19 protein-coding genes are annotated in these 21,231 nt (G+C 57.4%); 18 read left to right on the top strand and 1 reads right to left on the bottom strand.

All coding sequences use genetic code 11. The annotated features are described in order from the left end of the window. The first annotated feature begins 7 nt into the window (after positions 1-7). The 12 genes from AC6I8L_RS12190 (at position 8) to AC6I8L_RS12135 (ending at position 14,239) form a co-directional block, all read left to right on the top strand. Positions 8-961, top strand: coding sequence for an ABC transporter permease (locus tag AC6I8L_RS12190; RefSeq protein ID WP_058962119.1), 954 nt, complete (start codon positions 8-10; stop codon positions 959-961). Continuing rightward, positions 961-1,812, top strand: a complete 852-nt coding sequence (locus tag AC6I8L_RS12185; RefSeq protein WP_058962118.1) for an ABC transporter permease — start codon at positions 961-963, stop codon at positions 1,810-1,812. The genes AC6I8L_RS12190 and AC6I8L_RS12185 overlap by 1 nt, the downstream gene beginning before the upstream one ends. Next, a complete protein-coding gene (locus tag AC6I8L_RS12180) occupies positions 1,809-3,473 on the top strand; it encodes an ABC transporter ATP-binding protein (RefSeq protein WP_058962117.1) in 1,665 nt (554 codons plus the stop codon). The genes AC6I8L_RS12185 and AC6I8L_RS12180 overlap by 4 nt, the downstream gene beginning before the upstream one ends. A gap of 100 nt (positions 3,474-3,573) precedes the next feature. Next, entirely contained in the window at positions 3,574-4,419 is an 846-nt protein-coding gene (locus tag AC6I8L_RS12175; RefSeq protein ID WP_058962116.1) for a GNAT family N-acetyltransferase, read from the top strand. Next, on the top strand, positions 4,419-5,345 hold the full coding sequence (locus AC6I8L_RS12170) for a 2-hydroxyacid dehydrogenase (RefSeq protein ID WP_058962115.1): 927 nt from the start codon (positions 4,419-4,421) through the stop codon (positions 5,343-5,345). The genes AC6I8L_RS12175 and AC6I8L_RS12170 overlap by 1 nt, the downstream gene beginning before the upstream one ends. Before the next feature lies 1 nt (position 5,346). After that, positions 5,347-6,486, top strand: a complete 1,140-nt coding sequence (locus AC6I8L_RS12165; protein WP_058962114.1) for a M20 aminoacylase family protein — start codon at positions 5,347-5,349, stop codon at positions 6,484-6,486. A gap of 115 nt (positions 6,487-6,601) precedes the next feature. After that, positions 6,602-7,918: a 4-aminobutyrate--2-oxoglutarate transaminase gene (gene gabT / locus AC6I8L_RS12160; RefSeq protein WP_058962113.1), complete on the top strand. Its 1,317-nt coding sequence runs from the start codon at positions 6,602-6,604 to the stop codon at positions 7,916-7,918. 142 nt (positions 7,919-8,060) lie between these two features. Further along, a complete protein-coding gene (locus AC6I8L_RS12155) occupies positions 8,061-8,573 on the top strand; it encodes an Lrp/AsnC family transcriptional regulator (RefSeq protein ID WP_034824599.1) in 513 nt (170 codons plus the stop codon). A gap of 209 nt (positions 8,574-8,782) precedes the next feature. Beyond that, a complete protein-coding gene (locus tag AC6I8L_RS12150) occupies positions 8,783-9,229 on the top strand; it encodes a GNAT family N-acetyltransferase (RefSeq protein ID WP_034824597.1) in 447 nt (148 codons plus the stop codon). An 18-nt stretch (positions 9,230-9,247) separates the two neighbouring features. Continuing rightward, positions 9,248-11,296, top strand: coding sequence for a hydantoinase/oxoprolinase family protein (locus AC6I8L_RS12145; RefSeq protein ID WP_058962112.1), 2,049 nt, complete (start codon positions 9,248-9,250; stop codon positions 11,294-11,296). 1 nt (position 11,297) lies between these two features. Then, entirely contained in the window at positions 11,298-13,313 is a 2,016-nt protein-coding gene (locus AC6I8L_RS12140) for a hydantoinase B/oxoprolinase family protein (RefSeq protein ID WP_058962111.1), read from the top strand. An 83-nt stretch (positions 13,314-13,396) separates the two neighbouring features. Beyond that, positions 13,397-14,239, top strand: coding sequence for an oxidoreductase (locus tag AC6I8L_RS12135; protein ID WP_058962110.1), 843 nt, complete (start codon positions 13,397-13,399; stop codon positions 14,237-14,239). Positions 14,240-14,347: 108 nt separating this feature from the next. Here the strand turns inward: AC6I8L_RS12135 and AC6I8L_RS12130 are convergent, their stop codons facing one another. Beyond that, the gene (locus tag AC6I8L_RS12130) at positions 14,348-16,513 is read right to left on the bottom strand and encodes a putative bifunctional diguanylate cyclase/phosphodiesterase (RefSeq protein ID WP_058962109.1); all 2,166 of its coding nucleotides are present in this window, start codon (positions 16,511-16,513) and stop codon (positions 14,348-14,350) included. 310 nt (positions 16,514-16,823) lie between these two features. Here AC6I8L_RS12130 and phnF point away from each other — a divergent pair, with 310 nt between their 5' ends. The 6 genes from phnF to phnK are packed head-to-tail and all read left to right on the top strand — an operon-like array spanning position 16,824 to position 21,226. Beyond that, positions 16,824-17,540, top strand: a complete 717-nt coding sequence (phnF, locus tag AC6I8L_RS12125; protein WP_034824586.1) for a phosphonate metabolism transcriptional regulator PhnF — start codon at positions 16,824-16,826, stop codon at positions 17,538-17,540. After that, positions 17,537-17,983: a phosphonate C-P lyase system protein PhnG gene (gene phnG / locus AC6I8L_RS12120; RefSeq protein WP_058962108.1), complete on the top strand. Its 447-nt coding sequence runs from the start codon at positions 17,537-17,539 to the stop codon at positions 17,981-17,983. Before phnF ends, phnG begins: the two co-directional genes overlap by 4 nt. Beyond that, a complete protein-coding gene (gene phnH / locus AC6I8L_RS12115; protein WP_034824582.1) occupies positions 17,983-18,558 on the top strand; it encodes a phosphonate C-P lyase system protein PhnH in 576 nt (191 codons plus the stop codon). Before phnG ends, phnH begins: the two co-directional genes overlap by 1 nt. Further along, positions 18,558-19,634: a carbon-phosphorus lyase complex subunit gene (locus AC6I8L_RS12110; RefSeq protein WP_058962107.1), complete on the top strand. Its 1,077-nt coding sequence runs from the start codon at positions 18,558-18,560 to the stop codon at positions 19,632-19,634. Before phnH ends, AC6I8L_RS12110 begins: the two co-directional genes overlap by 1 nt. Then, on the top strand, positions 19,627-20,475 hold the full coding sequence (locus AC6I8L_RS12105) for an alpha-D-ribose 1-methylphosphonate 5-phosphate C-P-lyase PhnJ (RefSeq protein ID WP_058962106.1): 849 nt from the start codon (positions 19,627-19,629) through the stop codon (positions 20,473-20,475). Before AC6I8L_RS12110 ends, AC6I8L_RS12105 begins: the two co-directional genes overlap by 8 nt. Next, a complete protein-coding gene (gene phnK, locus AC6I8L_RS12100; protein ID WP_058962105.1) occupies positions 20,465-21,226 on the top strand; it encodes a phosphonate C-P lyase system protein PhnK in 762 nt (253 codons plus the stop codon). Before AC6I8L_RS12105 ends, phnK begins: the two co-directional genes overlap by 11 nt. Positions 21,227-21,231: the final 5 nt, after the last annotated feature.

The raw sequence follows: 21,231 nt of genomic DNA, 5'->3' as shown, positions 1-21,231 counted from the left end.
AACGCCGATGAACCGATACATGTTGTTTCTGATTGCCCGGCGTGCAGGTGCGGGCATCCTGACCTTGCTTATCGTCTCGGCGGTGGTGTTTTTTATCACCAGCCTGCTGCCCGGCGATGCCGCGCAGATGATCCTGGGGCAAAACGCCACGCCGGAAACGGTGGCGGCGTTACGCCAGCAGCTGGGTCTCGACCAGCCGTTATTGATGCGCTACTTCAGCTGGCTCGGTGGAATGTTGCAGGGTGATTTTGGTACCTCGTTTGCCAGTCATCTGCCAGTGACGCAACTGGTGGGGCAGCGTATTCCTGCCACGCTGGAACTGGCAGGCATCACTACGGTGATCTGCGTCCCTCTGGCGATGGTGATCGGCATTCTGGCCGCTATGAACCGCGGTTCAACGCTGGATCGATTCCTGGTGATCGCCACCATGGCGACAGTGGCCGTACCGGAGTTTCTGGTGGCCACCGTGGCGGTGTTGATCTTCGCGGTCAAACTGCATTGGGTCTCGGCAATGTCGTTTGGCAGCCCCGATATGGATCTCGTCAGTTATTTGAAAGCCTATGCACTGCCGGTACTGACATTGTGCTGCGTATTGGTGGCGCAGATGGCACGGATGACGCGTTCGGCGATCATTAATCAGCTCGACAGCCCGTATCTTGAGATGGCGTTGCTGAAAGGGGTCTCGCCGCTGCGTGCCGTGTTGCGTCATGCGCTGCCGAATGCGGTGGGACCGATTGCCAACGCCATTTCGCTCAGCCTGTCTTACTTGTTTGGTGGCGTGATCATTATTGAGTCGATCTTCAGCTACCCCGGTCTCGCCAGTGCGCTGGTGGATGCCGTGAGTAATCGCGATCTGCCGGTGGTGCAGCTATGCGTGATGATGTTCGCCGCCTGTTATCTGGTGCTGCTGCTGATTGCTGACATCCTGACTATCGCCTTTAACCCAAAATGGAGGAGCTGATGAATAGCTTGCTGCTTCCTGTACGTATCTTTCAGTCGCTGTCGATCTCCGGTCGCATTGGCCTGGCAATCTCTCTGTTTTGGGTACTGATGGCGCTGTTCGGCAATCAACTGGCGCCGCATAGCGTAGAGGATATCGGTGGTGGCCCGATGCTAGGAGGGATGACCGCTGACAACCTGCTGGGCACCGATTATCTCGGTCGCGATATCCTCAGCCGCATCTTATACGGTGCGAAGTTCTCCATTGGTCTGGCGTTGACCGCTGCGCTGGGTGCCAGTTTAATTGGCACCTTGCTGGCGCTGCTGGCCGCCGTTGCAGGACGCTGGCTCGAAGAGTTGCTGGGCCGCATCAACGATGCCATGTTGGTGCTGCCAGGCAAAGTGCTGTCGCTGATGATTGTGGCCGTGTTTGGTTCCTCGCTGCCGATGCTGATTCTGACAGCCATCTTCACCTACTGGCCCGGTGCGTTCCGTATCGCGTTCGCTATGGCCAGCAGTTTGCGCAATATGGATTATGTCCGTGCTTCACGACTGCGTGGCGAAAGCCGCTGGTACGTGGCTATCCATGACATTCTGCCGAATATGGTGCATCCGATGCTCACCGATTTTGGCCTGCGTTTTGTCTATATCGTGCTGTTACTCAGCGGCTTGAGCTTCCTGGGCTTAGGCGTGCAACCACCTTATGCTGATTGGGGCACGCTGGTACGTGAAAATCTACAAGGCCTGTTTAACGGTTCGCCTGCGGTATTGATGCCGGCAGTGGCGATTGCCAGTTTAACCATCGGCGCCAACCTGTTTATTGACAGCCTGCAACAGATGCGTCCGCTGACGCTGGCGAAGGAGGGAGCATGAACGTGACACCCCATACAGCCATGCCCGTGATCTCCGTTGAAAACCTGCGTGTCACCGCCGAGACGGATAAGGGCGAAGAGATCGATCTGGTTTCTGATATCCGTTTTACCGTACAAAAAGGCGAAGTGCTGGCGCTGATCGGTGAATCCGGTTCGGGTAAAACCACCATCGCCATGGCGCTGATGGGCTATGCGCGCCACGGCTGTCGCATCGCCGAGGGCAACATTCATCTGGCGGGCACCGATGTGCGTAGTCTGTCGCCCGGCCAGCTGCGCGAATTTCGCGGCAACAAAGTGGCCTACATCGCCCAAAGTGCAGCAGCCTCCTTCAACCCGGGGATGCGTATTCTCGACCAGGTTATCGAGCCAGTGGTGATCCATGGCACCATGAAACGCAAAGCCGCCAAAGAGAAGGCGATCACGCTGTTTCGCGAGCTGGCACTGCCGAATCCTGACACCATTGGCGACCGTTTCCCGCATCAGGTCTCTGGCGGACAGCTGCAACGTCTGATGACGGCCATGGCACTGATTGGCGACCCGGATGTGGTGATCCTTGACGAGCCGACCACCGCCCTGGATGTCACGACACAGGTTGAAGTGCTAAAAGCGTTTCGTCGCGTAGTGGCACAGCGCGGTGTCACAGCTATCTATGTCAGTCACGATCTGGCGGTGGTGGCGCAGATGGCCGACCGCATTCTGGTGCTGCTGCGCGGAAAAATGGCGGAATATGGTTCCACAGAGCGGCTGATTGGTGCGCCGCAGGCCGAATATACCCAACTGCTGATGGATGCCGCTCGTCAGAAAGAGCGCGAGAGCAGCTGGACCTGTGCAGAGGCTGATGCACAGCCGCTGATGGAAGTGCGCGATCTCAGCGCCGGTTATGGCTCGCGTGACAGTGAGGGCAAACCGAAAACGCTGATTCTGGAAGATATCAATCTCAAGCTGTGGAAAGGGCAAGCGATTGGCATTATCGGCGAGTCGGGTTCGGGTAAAACCACGCTGGCGCATGCGATTGCCGGCCTTAATGCCCCGAGTCACGGTCATATTCTGTTTAATGGTCACTACATCAATGGCGACATGCACAAACGCCCGGATAACGAACTGCGCCGGATCCAGTATGTGTTCCAGATGGCGGATACGGCGCTCAATCCCGCGCACAGCGTTGAGCGCATTCTTTCACGTCCGCTGACGCTGTTTCACGGACTGAAAGGGCCCGAACTGCAGCGCCGTCTGCATCAACTGCTGGATTTGGTGAAACTGCCACGCACCGTGTTGTGGCGTCGCCCCTGGGCGCTGTCGGGCGGACAGAAGCAGCGCGTGAATCTGGCGCGTGCACTGGCGGCGGAGCCGGATCTGATTCTGTGTGATGAAGTCACCTCGGCACTAGATACCGTGGTCGCGGCGGCGGTGCTGGATCTGATCAGTGAGCTACGCCGTGAGTTAGGGCTGTCAGTGTTGTTTATCAGTCACGACATGCACGCGGTTCGCGCCGTATGCGACGACATCGTGGTAATGAAATCCGGTCGCATCGTGACGCAGATTTCCCGTGCTGATTATGATAAACCCACCAGTGAGCTTTATTTTGAACGCCTGAAGCGAGCCGTACCGGAACTGCGTCAAGGCTGGCTGGACGAGCACGAAGAAGTGCTGAAAGCGGAATAGAGATGGTGCAAGCCAGCGTACATGCGTGCCCACCCTGTGGCAGCCGCGCAAAGAATTTGTCAGGTGGCCATTTATGGCGGCCCCAAACCAGGAGCAGCAAATGATCACATTACGCGCCATGACGCAGGATGATATTGAACATGGCTATGCCATCACCCAACAGCTTAAGTGGCCACATCGCCGTGAAGACTGGCAGCAGGCGCTGGCGCTGGGTGAGGGCGTGGTGGCGGAAGAGCAGGGGCAGTTTGTCGGCAGCGCCTTCGGTTGGCGCTGGGGTGACAGCGCGGCAACCATTGGTTTGGTGGTGGTGAATCCAGCCTGCCAGGGACGGGGAATTGGCAAACAGTTGATGCTGGCGGTGATGGAGAAATTCCCGGATTGCGTGATTCGCCTGCATGCTACCGAAATGGGCCAGGGGCTATACGAGAAACTGGGTTTTGTGGTGAAAGGCACCATTCAGCAGCACCAGACGCGTGAACTGGCAGCGGTGCCCGCCGTCAACATCCCGACGGGGTTAACGCTGCGCAATGCTGAAGCCGATGACGTTGAATTGCTCACTGAGTTGGATCATCAGGCGCACGGCATGTGGCGCCCGCAACTGATAAAAACGCTGGTTGCCGATCAACAGACCGTGTTACTGCAAGATCCGCAGCAACAGGTGCAGGGTTTTGCCAGCCTGCGCCGTTTTGGGCATGGCTGGGCAATTGGCCCGGTGATTGCGCGCCATGTTGATGTCGCGCAGGCGCTGGTGGCCGCGCTGATGCAAGGGCTGGGCGGTGAGTTTGTCCGCATCGACACCGACAGCGCGCTGCCACTGGCAAACTGGCTGGTGAGTTTAGGGCTGGTCAAGGTTGACGCGCCGACCACCATGTATCGGGGAATGCCGTGGTCACCGCAAGCCGGTGAGATGCAGGCATTTGGGTTAATGACCCAGGCGATGGCCTGATGCATATCGTTTATAAATCAGAAGCCACGCGCGGTGTCCACTGGCAGCGCTGGCTGGCTGAACATGCTCCCGATGTGCAGATGCATATCTGGCCAGATATCGGCGATGCCTCGGAGGTTGAATTTCTTATCGCATGGCAGCCGCCAGAAGCGGTGATGACCACCTTCCCAAATCTCAAGGCCTTACTCTCTGTGGGCGCGGGGGCCGATCAATTCGACCTGAGCCTGTTACCGCCAGAGTTGCCGGTGGTGCGCATGATTGAACCCGGCTTAACGCAAGGCATGGTGGAGTATGTCACCTTTGCCGTGCTGGGATTGCATCGCGACATGCCGCGCTATTTCCAGCAACAGCGCGCGGCGCAGTGGCAAACGCATCCGATTCGTACCGCCCATCAACGTCGTGTTGGCGTAATGGGGCTGGGTGAACTGGGGCAGGCAGCGCTAAAACAGCTGGTGTCACTGGGATTTGACTGTGCAGGCTGGAGCCGCACCCCGCGCGAACTCGACGGCGTGCGCTGCTGGCATGGTGCTGAACAGTTAGAGGCGTTTTTGGCGCACAGTGAGATTCTGGTGTGTTTGCTGCCGCTCACCGACAGCACCCGCGGCATGCTCAACGCGGGTCTTTTTGCCAGGTTGCCGCACGGTGCGGCGCTGGTGCAGGTCGGGCGTGGCCCTCAGCTCAATGATGACGATTTACTGACGACGCTTGAGAGTGGGCAACTGAGTGCCGCGGTGATCGACGTCACCGATCCGGAACCTTTACCGCCAGAGCATCCTTTCTGGCAGCATCCGGCGATCTGGCTCACACCGCACATTGCCAGCCAGACGCAAACCGACAGCGCGGTGGCTGCGCTACTCGATAACCTGCGCCGCTATCAACGTGGCGAACCCATGGTCGGCCTTATCGATCGTAACCGGGGATACTGATATGCAACGGGATCAATTAGTCGCTCTGCGACGGGATCTGCACGCCCATCCCGAACTGGGCTATCAGGAAACGCGCACCAGCGACATCGTGGCGCAGGTGCTGCAAGAGCACGGTGTTGAGGTGCATCGCGGCCTGGGTAAAACCGGCGTGGTCGGTGTGCTGAAACGTGGGAATAGCCCGCGCATGATAGGTCTGCGTGCGGACATGGATGCGCTGCCGATGCAGGATAACGGCACCCAGCCGTGGAAAAGTGTGCATGACAATGTCTGTCACGCTTGCGGTCACGATGGTCACACGGTGATGCTGCTGGGCGCGGCTATCCAGTTGGCTCAGCAGGGCGATTTTGACGGCACGCTGGTGTTTATCTTCCAGCCAGCGGAAGAAGGTTTAGCCGGCGCGAAAGCGATGATCGATGACGGCCTGTTCCAGCAATTTCCTTGCGATGCGGTATTTGCCCTGCATAACTGGCCTGAACTGCCTCTGGGCGAAGTGCAGACGCGGCCGGGTGCCATCATGGCGGCGGCGGACCGTTTTGATATCACGGTAAAGGGCGGTGGCGGTCATGCGGCACAGCCACACCTGACGCGTGACACCTTGCTGGCCACCAGTGAATTGGTGGTGCAACTCAATACGCTGGTGGCGCGCGCACTTGACCCGTGCGAGCCGGGTTTGCTGACGGTGACGCGCATGCAGGGCGGTTTCTCACACAACATGATTCCGGCGGAGGCCAGTATCACCGGCACGGTACGTACGTTCAGCCCAGCGGCGCAGGACATCATTGAAAGCCGCCTGCGTGAAATGGCGCAACATGTCACGGCGGCGCACGGTCTGCAGGCAGAGGTAAGCTATCTGCGTTATTACCCGGCCACGGTCAATCAAGCGGGTGCTGCGCAACTGGCGCTGGATGCCCTGCGTGAGGCAGGCATCCCTGCTGAACAAGCCAGACAGCCTGCTCTCACCTCGGAAGATTTTGCCTTTATGTTGCAGGCCAGAACGGGGGCTTATCTATGGATCGGATCGGCACCCAGCCAGCCCTTGCACCATTCCTCTTACGACTTTAACGACGCACTGATCCCGCACGGTATTCAGACTTTGACGGCCATCGCCCGCCACGCGCTGCGTGCAGAATTTCCCTGCTGATTGGCAGAAGATTTTGAAACGAAATGCCGCTGCTTTGCTGATTACGGCAGCGTGAGAAACCAACGGGTTGCGATACTTGAGCCAACCGAACGTTACGTGGATGAGGATTTTGAAAATGCAGAATGTCATGGCGGAGCAGCAAACGTATAGCGATAACGGCCTGTTACTGGATGCACGTGAACAGAACGTGCCGCGTGGTGTGGTCACCGCGCATCCGTTGGTGATTGAACGGGCAAAGGGCAGTGAAGTATGGGATGTTGAGGGCAATCGCTATCTCGATTTTGTCGGCGGGATTGGCGTGCTCAACGTGGGTCATAACCATCCGGCAGTGGTGAATGCGGTGACGAAACAGCTTGGACTGGTGTCACACGCATGCTTCCAGGTCGTTGCCTATCCCGGTTACATCGAACTGGCGCGGCGCCTGAATGCGCTGGTCGGCAAAGGTGAAGATTTCAAAAGCGTGTTCTTCACCAGCGGGGCGGAAGCGGTAGAAAATGCGGTGAAAATTGCCCGTGCGCACACCAACCGCAGCGGCATTATCGCGTTTGATGGTGCCTTCCATGGGCGTACGTTGCTAGGCTGTACCCTGACGGGGATGAGCCAGCCGTATAAACAGAACTTCGGCCCGTTCGCCTCAGAGGTGTATCGCCTGCCTTATCCTAATGCCTTCCATGGCGTCAGCGATGATGACTGCCTGCAAGCGCTGGAACAGTTGTTCGCCGTGCAGATCCTGCCGGAGCGTGTGGCAGCAATCATTATCGAGCCTGTTCAGGGCGACGGTGGCTTCCTGCCAGCGGGTGCGAACTTTATGCAAGCGCTGCGTCGCATTACCGAAAAACACGGAATCGTGCTGATTCTCGATGAAGTGCAGACCGGATTTGGTCGCACCGGTACGCTGTTCGCCTTCGAGCAACTGGGCATTACACCGGATCTGGTGACCGTGGCGAAGAGTCTGGGGGGCGGTCTGCCGATTTCCGGCGTAGTCGGCAAAGCGGCCATCATGGATGCGCCATTGCCGGGCGGTCTTGGCGGCACCTATGGCGGTAACGCGCTGGGCTGTGCGGCGGCGCTGGCGGTGCTGGACCTGCTGGAAAACGACAATCTGCTGGCGCGCAGCAATCAGCTGGGTGAACAGCTGAATGCACGTCTGCAACAGCTGGCGGAGAAATATGCCTGCATTGGTGAAGTACGTGGCGTGGGCTTTATGCAGGCGGTGGAGATCATCGACTTCGAAACCAAACGCCCTGACGCAGCGATGACGCAGAAAATCCTCGACTGCGCCTGCCAGGAAGGTCTGTTGCTGATCAAATGCGGCCTGCATCGCAACGTGGTGCGCTTCCTCGCGCCACTGGTGACCACAGATTCTCAACTGGAAGAAGCGTTACATATCTTTGATATTGCGCTGGCCCGTGCCAGTGGTCGCCTGGGATAAATCCGGCTTCCTCATTGATATCTCTGGAATTATTGACTCGACCAATGAATGACGTGGCGTGCGGAAGTCGCTAGCGCCGTCACGTCAAAGCGTGATATACCATCGTATCAGCCTGCGCGATTGGTCAACAATGAGGGGTGCTATGAACGGCTTAATGAAACTCGACCGCATCGACATCAACATCCTGGTGCAACTACAAAAAGATGGCCGTATCAGCAACGTCAATCTCGCCGACGCCGTAGGACTTTCGCCCAGCCCTTGTCTGCAACGGGTGAAGCGCCTGGAGCAGGCTGGATTTATTACCGGCTATGAAGCCCATATCAATCTGACCAAAATTACCGATTCCGTTACGGTGTTCACTGAGGTCACGCTCTCGGGCCATCGACGCGAAGATTTTATGAAATTCGAAAATTCGGTTCGCGACGTGGATGAGCTGATGGAGTGCCATCTGATTACCGGCGGCTACGACTATTTGCTGCGCTTTATTACCCGCAGTATCGAGCACTATCAGGAAGTGATTGAGAAGATGCTGGACGCACAAATCGGCATCGATAAGTACTTCAGCTATATCGTGATCAAATCCCCGATTATGAAAAGCACCGTTCCATTGCGATCGCTGATTGCTAAGCATAATTCTGTGGATTTTAGTGTGTAATTGACCCCATCCTGACCTTCTCCCAGACAGGGAGGAGGTATTGTTTCAAAACCGCTATTTGCCCCAGAACCTCCGTACGCATCTGCCACAGCATAAAATTTCTTCTCTGCCGTAAATTCCCTTTATCTTTACTGTTCCGGTCGTGGCTTCACGCGCGTCCTGTGCCTGCATATCCGTACACTCAATTTATCGCTTTACAAGGAGTTGCCATGACCGCTTTAACCCTTGCCGATCATCAATGGCAGCGCGACGAGTTCACCATCTCTACCGATCGTCAGCGCCTTGATATGGATTACATCCACCAGCAATTGACTGAGAAGTCTTACTGGGCCAACGCGCAGCCACGCGCCAAAACCGAGCGCGCATTTGCTGGCTCGTTGCCGTTTGGTGTTTACCATCAGCAACAGCAGATTGGCTTTGCGCGACTGGTGACGGATTACACCCGATTCGGGTGGTTGTGCGATGTGATGATCGACGAAAACTGGCGGGGACATGGACTGGGCAGCTGGCTGGCGACCTGTGTGCGTGCGCACCCGGAGTTAGCCACGGTGCACCGCTGGATGCTTTCTACTAATGATGCCCATCAGCTGTATCAGCGCCTTGGCTGGCGCGTGGTGCAGGATCCGCAAAAACTGATGGAATTTCCTCTCTCCTGATAACGGAGTTTTCTCACCATGGGTTACCGCGTTGGCGTTGATATTGGCGGATCCTTTACGGATTTTGCCGTGCTGAATGAACAGACTCATCAGATTCATACCTTAAAAGTCCTGTCGCGACCGGATCAGCCCGGCAGCGAAATCCTCACCGGGCTGTCGCAGTTGCAGCAGCGTGACGGTATTGAAACCCAGCATATTGACTACTTTACCCACGGCACCACCGTGGGCATCAACGCGGTCATCCAGCGACGTGGCGTGCGGCTGGCGCTATTTGCCACCGAAGGATTTTGTGATGTGCTGGAGCTGGCGCGTCTTAAAATTCCCCATATTCACGATCTCTTTTCGCGACGTCCGGCACCGTTGATTACCCGCGATCGGGTGTTTGCCATCAAAGAGCGCACCGACCGCCATGGCACGGTGTTGCAGCCAGTGGATCGGCAATGTGTGCTGGATGCCATTGATCAGGCGCGTGCGGCGGGTTGTCAGGGCATTGTGGTGTCGCTGTTACACAGTTATCGCAATCGCCACAACGAAGCAGCAGTCAAAGCCATTATCGACGAGGTGGCGCCTGAACTGCTCACCTCTTGCTCCGCCGACATCTGGCCGATCATTCGCGAATATGAACGGACTATCACCGCCACCATTAATGCCTATGTGCAGCCGATGGTGATTCACTACCTGGAATCGTTTGAACAGGCGTTGCACACCATGGGCGTGAAGTCGCCGCCGCGTATCACCAAGTCCAATGGTGGCGTGATGGGCGTGGAGCAGGCGAAAAGTGAATGTGTGCAGATGGTGTTGTCCGGCACGGCTTCAGGGGTGATCGGTGCCAGCTTCCTTGCCAGCGCTTGTGGTTTCGACAAGATTCTGAGTCTTGATATTGGCGGCACCAGCGCGGACGTGGCGGTGATCGTCGATGGGCAAGTGGCGCAGGGCAACGGTGAAATCATCGGTGATTTCCCGATTTATATTCCGTCAGTGGCAGTCACCTCGGTGGGGCAGGGTGGCGGCTCGCTGGCGTGGATCGATAACCAGGGCGTGCTGCAGATGGGTCCGGATAGCGCCGGATCGCTGCCCGGCCCGGTATGTTTCCAGCGCGGAGGGACGCAACCGACGGCGACCGATGCCTTTGCCGCCTGTGGCATGATCGGTCATGGCGATCTTGGTTACAACGCGGTGAAAGTCGATGTTGCTGCTGCACGTGCTGCCTGGCAACCGCTGGCAGATCAACTGGGTATCACGGTGGAAGAGACGGCGGAAACCGCCATCGAGCTGGCGATCTCCAGTATGTACGGTGATACCAGCGGATTGCTGTCGCGTTTTGGGCTGGATCCGCGTGAATTTTGGTTCCTTGCCTTTGGCGGCGCGGGCCCGATGATGGGGTGTTTCCTCGCCCGCGAACTCAATATGAAAGGGGTGATCGTGCCGCCTACGCCGGGCGTGCTGTCTGCGCTTGGGGGGCTGGTGGCGGATATCCGCAATGATTTTATCCGTACGCTCTATAGCAATCTGGACGCGACGCTGGCGGATGCACTGGCAACGGAAGCGGAAGGCCTGAGCCAACGCGCACGCGGCTGGCTGTGCGAGCAACACGGCGCTGATATGCCATTCACCTTGCACTACAGCGCTGATATGCGCTATCGCGGTCAGTCGTTTGAGATCGAAGTCGCGCTACAGCCACAATGGCTGGCGCAGGCCAACGTGGCGGCCTTGCACGAGGCCTTTGACCGCCAGCATCAGCTGCTATTTGGTCACTGTGATGCCAATGCACCCGTGCAGATTATCAACCTGCGTTTAGTGATCGCCTCGCCCACACCGAAGCCGACGCTCAACATCTTACCCGACGCGACCGAGCCCGTTGCTGTTGCGAAACGTGTCAGTGCCTGGATTGATGGCGCATCGCATCAGGTGGATGTGGTGGTACGTGCCAGTCTGCGGGCCGGGCATCATCTCAACGGACCGGTGATCATCGCACAAGATGACTGTACCACCTGTGTTCCACCGCAGATGCAGGTGGATGTCGATACTTTTGGCAACTTGCTGATTACGCCTGTGGAGGCAAACTAATATGGCCATTAACGGACGTAACCTGCAAATTCTCGCGAACTATTGTGCCGCTGCGGCCGATGCGATGGCGTTTACGCTGATGCGCACCGCGCACTCCACTTTCGTTAAAGAGACCGAAGATTTTTCCTGTCAGATTGTCAGCCGTGACGGCATGGCGTTCGCTTCGCCACGCAGCTTTGGCGCGCCCTGGTACAGCGGCATCGATTACGGCCCGGTGCTGGCGTTAATCGATCATTATGAAGAGGGTGATATCTGCATCACCAATGATTCGTATGCGGGCAATGTGGCAACGCACTCGCCGGATATCCACATCTGGAAGCCGGTGTTCCATAACGGTGAAATTGTCTGTTTTGTGGTGGGTCATATTCACAACACCGACGTGGGCGGTGCGGTGCCGGCTTCGCTGTCGCGCTCGCTGACTGATATCGTGCAGGAGGGCATCCGCATTCCGCCACTCAAGATTGTGCGCAACGGTGAGTTGAATGAAGAAGTCGCCAGCATTATGCGCCTCAACGTGCGTGTACCAGACCAAAATTGGGGGGATTTCAAAGCGCAGATTGCCTCGGTAAACGTGGGCGAGCGTAAGATCCACGACATTATTGCGCGTTTTGGTATAGAGGATTTCCTGCAGGGTATCGAAGGCATTCTGGACTATGCCGAAGCGCAGGCGCGCAGCATTATCGCCACCATTCCGGATGGTGAATACTTCTATGCTGACTTTGCCGACGAAGATGGTGAAGGCGGCTATCCGTGCCGCGTGGCGATCACGCTGCGCATTAGCGGCGACACGCTGGAACTGGATTATACCGGCAGCGATCCACAGCTGGCCTCCTCGCTGAATATGCCCACCGGCGGCCGTGAACGGCATCCGCTGGCGCTGGTGGGCGTCACTTATGTGCTCTCAACGCTGGATCGCCATCTGCTGCTTAATGCGGGCACCTTACGCCCGACGCGCGCCATCCTGCCGCCGGGCACCGTAATGAACTGTGAAGCGCCCGCAGCGGTGGGCATGCGTTCGCTGACCTGTGCGCTGTCACAGATTGCCACCATTGGCGTGTTTTCCCAGGCATTGCCCGATCGCTTACCGGCTAACTCACCCGGCGGCAACTCAATCATGAATATCCGTACCAGCGATAGTCAGAACCGCAGCGTCGTGGCCTCGCTAGGACCTGTCGGCGGTGGCGCGGGCGGAACGCCACGTCATGATGGCCCGGATGGTTCTGGCGGGTTATCGGCGTTTCTGAAAAACACGCCCATTGAGATCAACGAGGCAGAAGTACCGATCCATTTCCATCGCTATGGGCTGGCGGCGGACAGTGCCGGTGCCGGGCGCTATCGCGGCGGTCTGGCCACGGAGATGGCGTTTGAAATTACCGCGCCCAACACCACGGTAACTGCGCGCAATCGCAACCGGTCAGTGTTCGCCTCGGCTGGCGTGCTGGGCGGTGAGTCAGGGGCATTGTCGCACTTCCGCACGCTGCGCAACGGCAAGGTCATTGAACACGGCAACACCGATGTCATTCGTTGCCAGCCGGGCGATATCGTTGAGGTGCGCGGGCCGGGCGCGGGAGGGTATGGCCTGCCGGTGGAACGTGACGCGGCGGCAGTGCTGCAGGATGTGCGCTGCGGATTTGTTTCAGTGCAAGTGGCACGTGATAGCTATGGCGTGGCGATCATCGATGATGAGGTGGATGAGGTCACCACTGCGCGTTTACGCGCTGAGATGCAGCGCGAAGCCCGGCAGCATTTTGATCACGGCCCAGCCCGCACTGCGTTTGAACAGCAGTGGTCACCGGCGCGCTATGCGTTGCTCACCGCGTTTCTGGCAGAAGCGCCGGTCAGCTGGCGCCACTTCCTGAAGCAACAGGTGTTTGACGCCGTGGCGGCGGAGGCACAACCCGTTGCATTTAAGCCAGCCATAGCAGATACACAGCTGGCAGCACTTGACGCGCAGATGCAGGCTATCTTTCAAAATCTGCAACAGCGCTATCCGGCGATGATGAACCGGTCGCACTAAGCGCTAATATTCAGCTTCAGGCTTTGCCATAGTCTTTTGTTGCCCGATGACGGTTCATCAGGCGCATTTAAGAGGATGTCACTATGGCTTCAGCAAACACGCCCGTTTGGTTTATTTCTGGTTGTTCAACCGGCTTTGGCCGGGAGCTGGCGCAGCAGGCCATTGCGCGCGGCTTTCACACCGTGGTGACCGCGCGTGACCCGGCGAAAGTGCAGGATTTGGTGGCGGGGCATGACAATGCCCTTGCGGTGGCACTGGATGTGACCGATCAGAGCAGTATCGATCGCGCGGTTCACGCGGCGCTGGAGAAATTCGGTACCATTGATGTGCTGGTCAACAATGCGGGTTACGGCTATCAGAGTTCAGTCGAAGAGGGGGATGATCGCGAGATCCGTGATCAATTCGATGCCAACGTCTTTGGCCTGTTTGCCTTAACGCGTGCGGTATTACCGGCGATGCGCAAACAGCGTCGCGGGCACGTGATCAATATCACCTCAGTGGCCGGATTTATTGGCTTTGCCAGTTCAGGTTACTATTCGGCCAGCAAACACGCGGTGGAAGGCTGGTCTGATTCCCTGGCGGTGGAAGCGGCGCCTTTAGGCATCCATGTCACTTGTGTCGAGCCGGGGCCATTCCGCACCGACTGGGCGGGGCGTTCACTGCACCAGACGCCAAGCATCTTACCGGAATATGCCGATACGGCGGCGGCGCGCATGAAAGCCACGTCTGAATACAGCGGCACCCAGGCCGGCGATCCGGCACGCGCGGCCACGGCGATGATTGCCATCACCGAACATGACAATCCTCCGCGCCATTTGGTGATGGGCGCATGGGGTTATGAGGCGGTGACCAATAAGTTGAAAGAGCGCCTGGCGCAGATCGAAGACTGGAAACAGACGTCGATTGATACAGATTTTCCGTCATAACCCTGGTGCAGGGTAGATCGCGCCGCCACCGCTAACCGGATTAAACGCGAGCGGCGCGGTTTTGACGTCAATGCCCGCAGGGCGGAACACTCTCCTCCCGCTGGGCATTTATATCATCTTTTCAATCTCTTCAAACGGTACGGCCTGGCTGAACAGATATCCCTGCAGCTGATTACATCCCGCATCGGCCAGCGCCATTTTCTGGCCTTCGGTTTCGACCCCTTCAGCGGTCACCGTTAAGCCCATGGCGTGACCCAGACGCACCACGGATTCAACGATTGCCGCAGAATTTTGCGCCACGCCCAGTGATTGGGTGAAGGAGCGATCAATCTTGATTTTGTCGACCGGGAACGTGCTGAGATAGTTGAGGCTGGAATAACCGGTGCCAAAATCATCCAGCGCAATGCGGAAACCGGCTTCACGCAGCGCGATGATGTTATTGCGCGCTTCGTGCTCATCCTCAATCAATACGCCTTCGGTGATCTCCAGTTCCATATGATGCGGATTGGCGCCTTCTTCACGCACAATTTCAACGATGCGCTCCACAAAGCCACTGGCGCGGAACTGCACGGGAGAAACGTTGACCGCCACAATCATCTGCGGCAATTTCAGTGAGGTTTTACAGGCTTTACGTAATACCCATTCGCCCAGCGGAATGATCATCCCGGTCTCTTCGGCGATGGCGATAAAGTCACCCGGCGAGACATCACCACGTACCGGATGCTGCCAGCGCAGCAGGGCTTCTAATCCCACCACACGCTGTCCGCTGATCTCCATCAGGGGTTGATACCACACGCGCAGGCCATCGAAATTGACCAGCGCCTGACGTAAATCCGTCGCCATCTGCTGGCGGGTGCGCAGCGATTCATCCATCACTTTTTCGAACTGGCGATACTGGCCGCGACCACTGTTTTTCGCCTCATAGAGCGCGATGTCCGCTTTACGCATCAGCTCCATACGGTCAATGCCATCTTTAGGGGCCAGCGCCAGCCCGATGCTGACCCCAACCCAGACTTCGCTGCCTTGCAACTCATAGGCTTCACTCAACTCACTGATAATGCGTTTTGCCAATGCCTGCACCTGACCGATGTTATCGACGTCCGGCATCATCACAATAAATTCATCCCCACCGATGCGTCCAACGGTATCGCTGGCACGCAAGATGTGCGTAAGGCGGCGCGCCACCTCAATGATCAACTCATCACCCGCATGATGACCATAGGTATCATTGATGTTTTTAAAGCGATCGAGATCAAGCAACAGCAGCGCCACACGCTGATCGTGCCGGGCGGATGCCGCCAGCGCCTGGGTCAGCCGATCTTCCACCAGCGCCCGATTCGGCAACCCGGTCAGCACATCGTGAAAAGCCAGATGCTGCGCTTGCGCTTCACTGGCACCGAGCTTAAGCAAAGATTGCGACAGATTGAGAGAGGAGGTCCAGATGCGCCTGACCATAAACAGGCAGAGCAGGGTAATCAACAGCACGGATAACAGTGTTGAAGGGCCGAGCATGCGCAACATCTGCGCACCGGGTTTATCCGGTAGCCAGCTCAGGTAACCCACGGCATCGCCTTGCTGTGAATTCAGTTGGTAGAGTGCATCTGTTCCAGGCTGCGGCGCGCCATCGCTAAAATGCAGCTGCTGCAGCTGGCTGCGATCCGCCAGATTACGTAAATAGCCATCATCGAGGAATTTGATACTCACTAATCGATAGCGGCCTGCTTCACGGGTGCTGCTGATATCGCCAACGGCCAGGGCCGCGGCACGTTGCCCAATGCGCACGAAATCGGCGCGATCGCTGGGACCCGCCACCTCATCGCTGCTCACCACGAGCGGACTGGCCAGCATGTCTTTAAGGTATTGCCCTACGCTGTCACTGGATACGCGTTTACCCTCACGCCAGATCGCCAGTGGCTGATTGTTACGATCCATCAGCAGAATCAACTGGTGGTCAAACATGTCATAAAGCCAGCCGCCGATATTTTGATCTAACCAGTTCTGATCCGGCACGCCCAATGCCAATTGGTCAGCGAGAGGCGACCAGCGAGTCAAACTGCGCAGCTGACGCAAATGTTCATTCAAACTCTGGCTAAAGGAGGCCTCAATCATGCGTTGCTGTTGATCGCGAGCCTGTTCATTGCTCAGCGAGGTGCCCCAGAACAAGCCAACACCTGCTCCGGCAAAGGTTAAAACTAAAATCGCCACCAAAGGCAAAATCACTTCCCGAACGAAATTGCGTCTGAATCCATCTGACAGTTTGATTGTATTAATCATTTTAAGGTTCGCGTGACAAGGAAGGCTCATCAATAACGTTAGCAGACTTTACGCAAGCTGCACCCAGTAAGGAAAGCGATAAAGCGGTGAAAATAAGCGATAATTTTTTGAACACTGTCACAAAGGCAACAGTTAAAAATTTTTTATCAAAACCGCAGCCGTTTCGCTTCGATCCTGCTGCCCTAAAGCAAATTCATCCTCACGTCATTGAGTCGTCACGGCGCTGTCATCTGGCTCGCGCACTGTAGTCGCCATCTCGCAGCACTTGTCGCTGCGTTCCTCAACCATAGCGAATGAGGTATTGAACGTGATAGAGATATCCAGACATCCGACCACTGTTTACCAGGCGGTCGCCGCCCAACTGGAGCAGGCACTGCAAGAGCGTTATCGCTGCGGTGACTATCTGCCTTCCGAACAGCAGTTAGCCGACCACTATGAAGTCAACCGCCATACGTTGCGCCGCGCGGTGGATGAACTGGTGAACAAAGGGCTGCTGCAACGCCGTCACGGCGTCGGCATCCTGGTGTTGATGCGTCCCTATGATTACCCCTTGCATGCGCAGGCGCGCTTTAGCCAAAACCTGCTGGAGCAGGGCAGCCATCCGACCAGCGAACGTTTGTTGGCAGTGCTGCGACCGGCCAGCAGCGACGTGGCCAGTGCACTGGCCATTAATGAAGGCGACAACGTGATTCATCTGCGCACGCTGCGCCGCGTCAATGGCGTACCGGTGTGTGTCATCAATCATTTCCTGCCGGAACTGAGCTGGTGGCCGACGATACAGCAGTTCCAGAGCGGCTCGCTGCATGACTTTATGCAGCAGCACCTTGGCCTCGATTTAACGCGTTCGCAAACCCGAATCAGCACCCGCCGCGCCCAGGCTAAAGAGTGTAAACAGCTGGAGATTGCCCTGCAGTCACCACTGCTGTGCGTGCGCACCCTGAATAAACACCGTGACGGTCAGGTAGCGGAATACTCCGTCAGCCTGACGCGTGGCGACATGATTGAACTGACTCTGGAGCATGAATGAAACAGCAAACCGCTCGCCAGCATTGGCTATCGGTACTCGCGCACAGCGAAGCCAGCCAGCTAAATGCCCACTGGCAGTCGCTGCACCTCAATGCACAATTTGAAGCGATTCGTCCCGCCGAAACCGGTTTAACCCGTTTGCAGGCGCGCATGGGCGGTAGCGGCAAACGCTTCGTGATGGGCGATGCCACCGTCACGCGTGCCGTAGTGAAACTGCACGATGGCACCCTCGGTTTCAGTTATGTGCTGGGCCGCGATAAAGCCCATGCCGAACGCTGCGCCGTGATTGATGCGCTGCTGCAACAGTCGGAAACCCATGCGCTGCTGCAGGAAAAATTAATTGCCCCGTTGGCGGCACTGCGTGAAGAGCAGCGTCAGCTGCGTGCACGTGAAATCGCCAGCTCTAAAGTGGACTTCTTTACGCTGGTACGCGGAGATAACTAATGACATTACTGGCCAGTTTTAACCATCCGGTTGCCGATTCACAGCGTGCTTTTCGTCGCATCCTGAAAGCCATGAGCGAGCCAGGCGTCATGGTCTCACTGCCGCTGGAACAGGGATGGGGCGATTTGTCTCCTGCCGCGACGGCGGTACTGCTGACGCTGGTGGATCAGGAGAGTGCGCTGTGGCTGGATAGCCGTGTAGACAGCGAAATCGTGCGTAACAACCTGCGTTTCCACACCGGTGTGCCGATTGTGGAAGAGCGCCATGCACCGTTTGCCTTAACCCATGCAGCGTCAAATCCAGATCCTGCGCAGTTCGCGCCGGGCGACAACATGTCACCGGAAAAAAGCACCACGCTGATCATTGAAGTGCCCTCCCTGAATGGGGGTTTAACCCTGCGCCTGTCCGGCCCTGGCCTGCGTGAATCACGCGCCATCGCGCCACAGTTGCCGGAAGCGATTCTGACTTATCTGCGCGAGCGTCCGCATCCGTTCCCACTGGGCGTGGATCTGATTTTCACCTGCGGTGAAGCGATGATGGCCTTGCCACGCACCACTGACGTGGAGGTGTGCTGATGTACGTTGCGGTGAAAGGGGGCGAGAAGGCGATAGCCAGCGCCCATGAGCTTCAGGCCGATCTGCGGCGTGGCGACCGTGACGTGGCGGAACTGGGTTGCGATCAGGTCGCGCAACAGTTGGGATTAGCGGTGGATCGCGTGATGACCGAAGGCGGCATTTACGATCCCCAGCTCGCGGCCTTAGCGATTAAACAAGCCAGCGGCGATTTGGTGGAAGCCATCTTCCTGCTGCGCGCCTATCGCACCACGCTGCCCCGTCTGGCTGATAGCCTGGCGCTGGAAACCGATGAGATGCGCATCGAACGTCGTATTTCGGCGGTCTACAAGGATTTGCCAGGCGGTCAGGTGCTCGGCCCCACTTACGATTACAGCCATCGTCTGCTCGATTTCACTCTACTAGCCAACGGTGAAACCCCGGCGGCACCGCGTGACGATCAGGCGCTGCCTGAACGCTGTCCGCATGTGTTCAGCATGATGACCAAAGAGGGTCTGGCGGCACGTGAAGAGGATGATGGCAGTGAACCCTGTGATATCACCCGTGAACCGCCGGGTTATCCAGCGACGCGCGCGGCCCGTTTGCAACAGTTGGTGCGCGGCGATGAAGGTTTTCTGCTGGCACTCGGTTACTCCACCCAGCGTGGCTACGGGCGTAACCATCCCTTTGCTGGCGAAATCCGCACCGGCTATCTCAGCGTATCAATCTGCCCGGAAGAGCTGGGCTTCGAGATTGATATCGGCGAAATCCTGCTGACCGAGTGTGAAATGGTTAACGGCTTCACCACGCAAACTGAGGTTGCGCCGCACTTCACCCGTGGTTACGGCCTGGTGTTTGGCCGTTCAGAGCGTAAAGCGATGGCGATGGCGCTGGTGGATCGTGCCCTGCAAGCACCCGATTACGATGAACGTATTGCCGGTCCGGCGCAGGACGAAGAGTTCGTGCTGTCGCATGCCGACAACGTGGAAGCGGCGGGCTTTGTTTCGCATCTGAAACTGCCGCACTACGTCGATTTCCAGGCGGAGCTGGAGTTGCTGAAACGGCTGCGTGAACAGGTTCAGGAGCAAAACGATGAGTGAGTTAACCGGCTATAACAACGGCTATCTGGATGAGCAGACCAAGCGCACTATCCGTCGCGCGATCCTCAAAGCGGTAGCGATTCCGGGTTATCAGGTGCCGTTTGCCGGACGAGAAATGCCGATGCCTTACGGCTGGGGCACCGGCGGGATCCAGATCACCGCCAGCATCATTGGCGACAGCGACGTGCTGAAGGTGATTGACCAGGGCGCGGATGACACCACGAATGCCGTATCGATCCGTCGTTTCTTCCAGCGCGTCAGCGGGGCCGCCACTACTGAAGCCACCAAAGACGCCACGCTGATCCAGACCCGCCACCGTATTCCGGAGACGCCGCTGCAGGAAGATCAGGTACTGATTTTCCAGGTGCCGATCCCCGAGCCTTTGCGCTTTATCGAACCGCGCGAAACCGAGACGCGTACCATGCATGCGCTGGAGGAGTACGGCATCATGCAGGTGAAGCTGTATGAAGATATCGCCCGCTACGGCCATATCGCCACCACCTATGCCTATCCGGTCAAGGTTAACGATCGCTACGTGATGGATCCCTCACCGATTCCGAAATTCGACAACCCGAAGATGCACATGATGCCTGCACTGCAGTTGTTTGGTGCCGGGCGTGAAAAGCGCATTTATGCATTGCCGCCTTATACCAAAGTGGAAAGCCTCGACTTCGACGACCACCCATTCACCGTACAAAGCTGGGATGAACCCTGCGCGCTGTGCGGTTCGCGCCACAGCTACCTCGATGAGGTGGTGATGGATGATGCCGGTACGCGCATGTTTGTCTGCTCCGATACCGATTTTTGCCACCAGCAGCAGGAACAACAACATGCACAGTGAACAGCCGCTGCTTGCGGTCAACAATCTGACGCACCTCTATGCGCCAGGCAAAGGTTTTGAAGACGTCAGCTTTGAACTCTATCCAGGGGAAGTCTTGGGCATTGTGGGCGAGTCTGGTTCCGGCAAAACCACGCTGCTGCGCAGCCTGTCGGCGCGTTTAGCGCCACAGCAGGGCAACATTCTCTATCGCGCTCAGGATCTCTATCAGCTAAGTGAAAGCGATCGCCGCCGCTTATTGCGCACGGAGTGGGGCGTGGTGCATCAGCATCCATTGGATGGATTGCGTCCGCAGGTCACGGCAGGCGGCAACATTGGTGAGCGCTTGATGGCCGTCGGCCAGCGCCATTACGGCGATATCCGTAAAGAGGCGATGCGCTGGTTGCAGGACGTCGAAATCCCCGCCAACCGCATTGACGATTTGCCGACCACCTTCTCCGGCGGTATGCAGCAGCGTTTGCAGATTGCCCGCAACCTGGTGACCCAGCCCACGCTGGTGTTTATGGATGAGCCGACCGGCGGACTGGATGTATCCGTGCAGGCGCGACTGCTGGATCTGCTGCGTACCCTGGTACGTGAACTCAATCTGGCGGTGTTGATTGTTACTCACGATCTCGGCGTGGCGCGCTTGCTGGCGCACCGTCTGTTGGTGATGAAGCAGGGCAGAGTGGTGGAGAGCGGTCTGACCGATCGGGTGCTGGACGATCCGCACCATCCCTACACCCAACTGCTGGTTTCATCGGTGCTGGCTTAACTTCA

This window comes from Type-E symbiont of Plautia stali (assembly GCF_059731115.1).
Note: the sequence above shows the minus strand (reverse complement) of the source record. Positions and strands in the feature narration are given on the sequence as shown.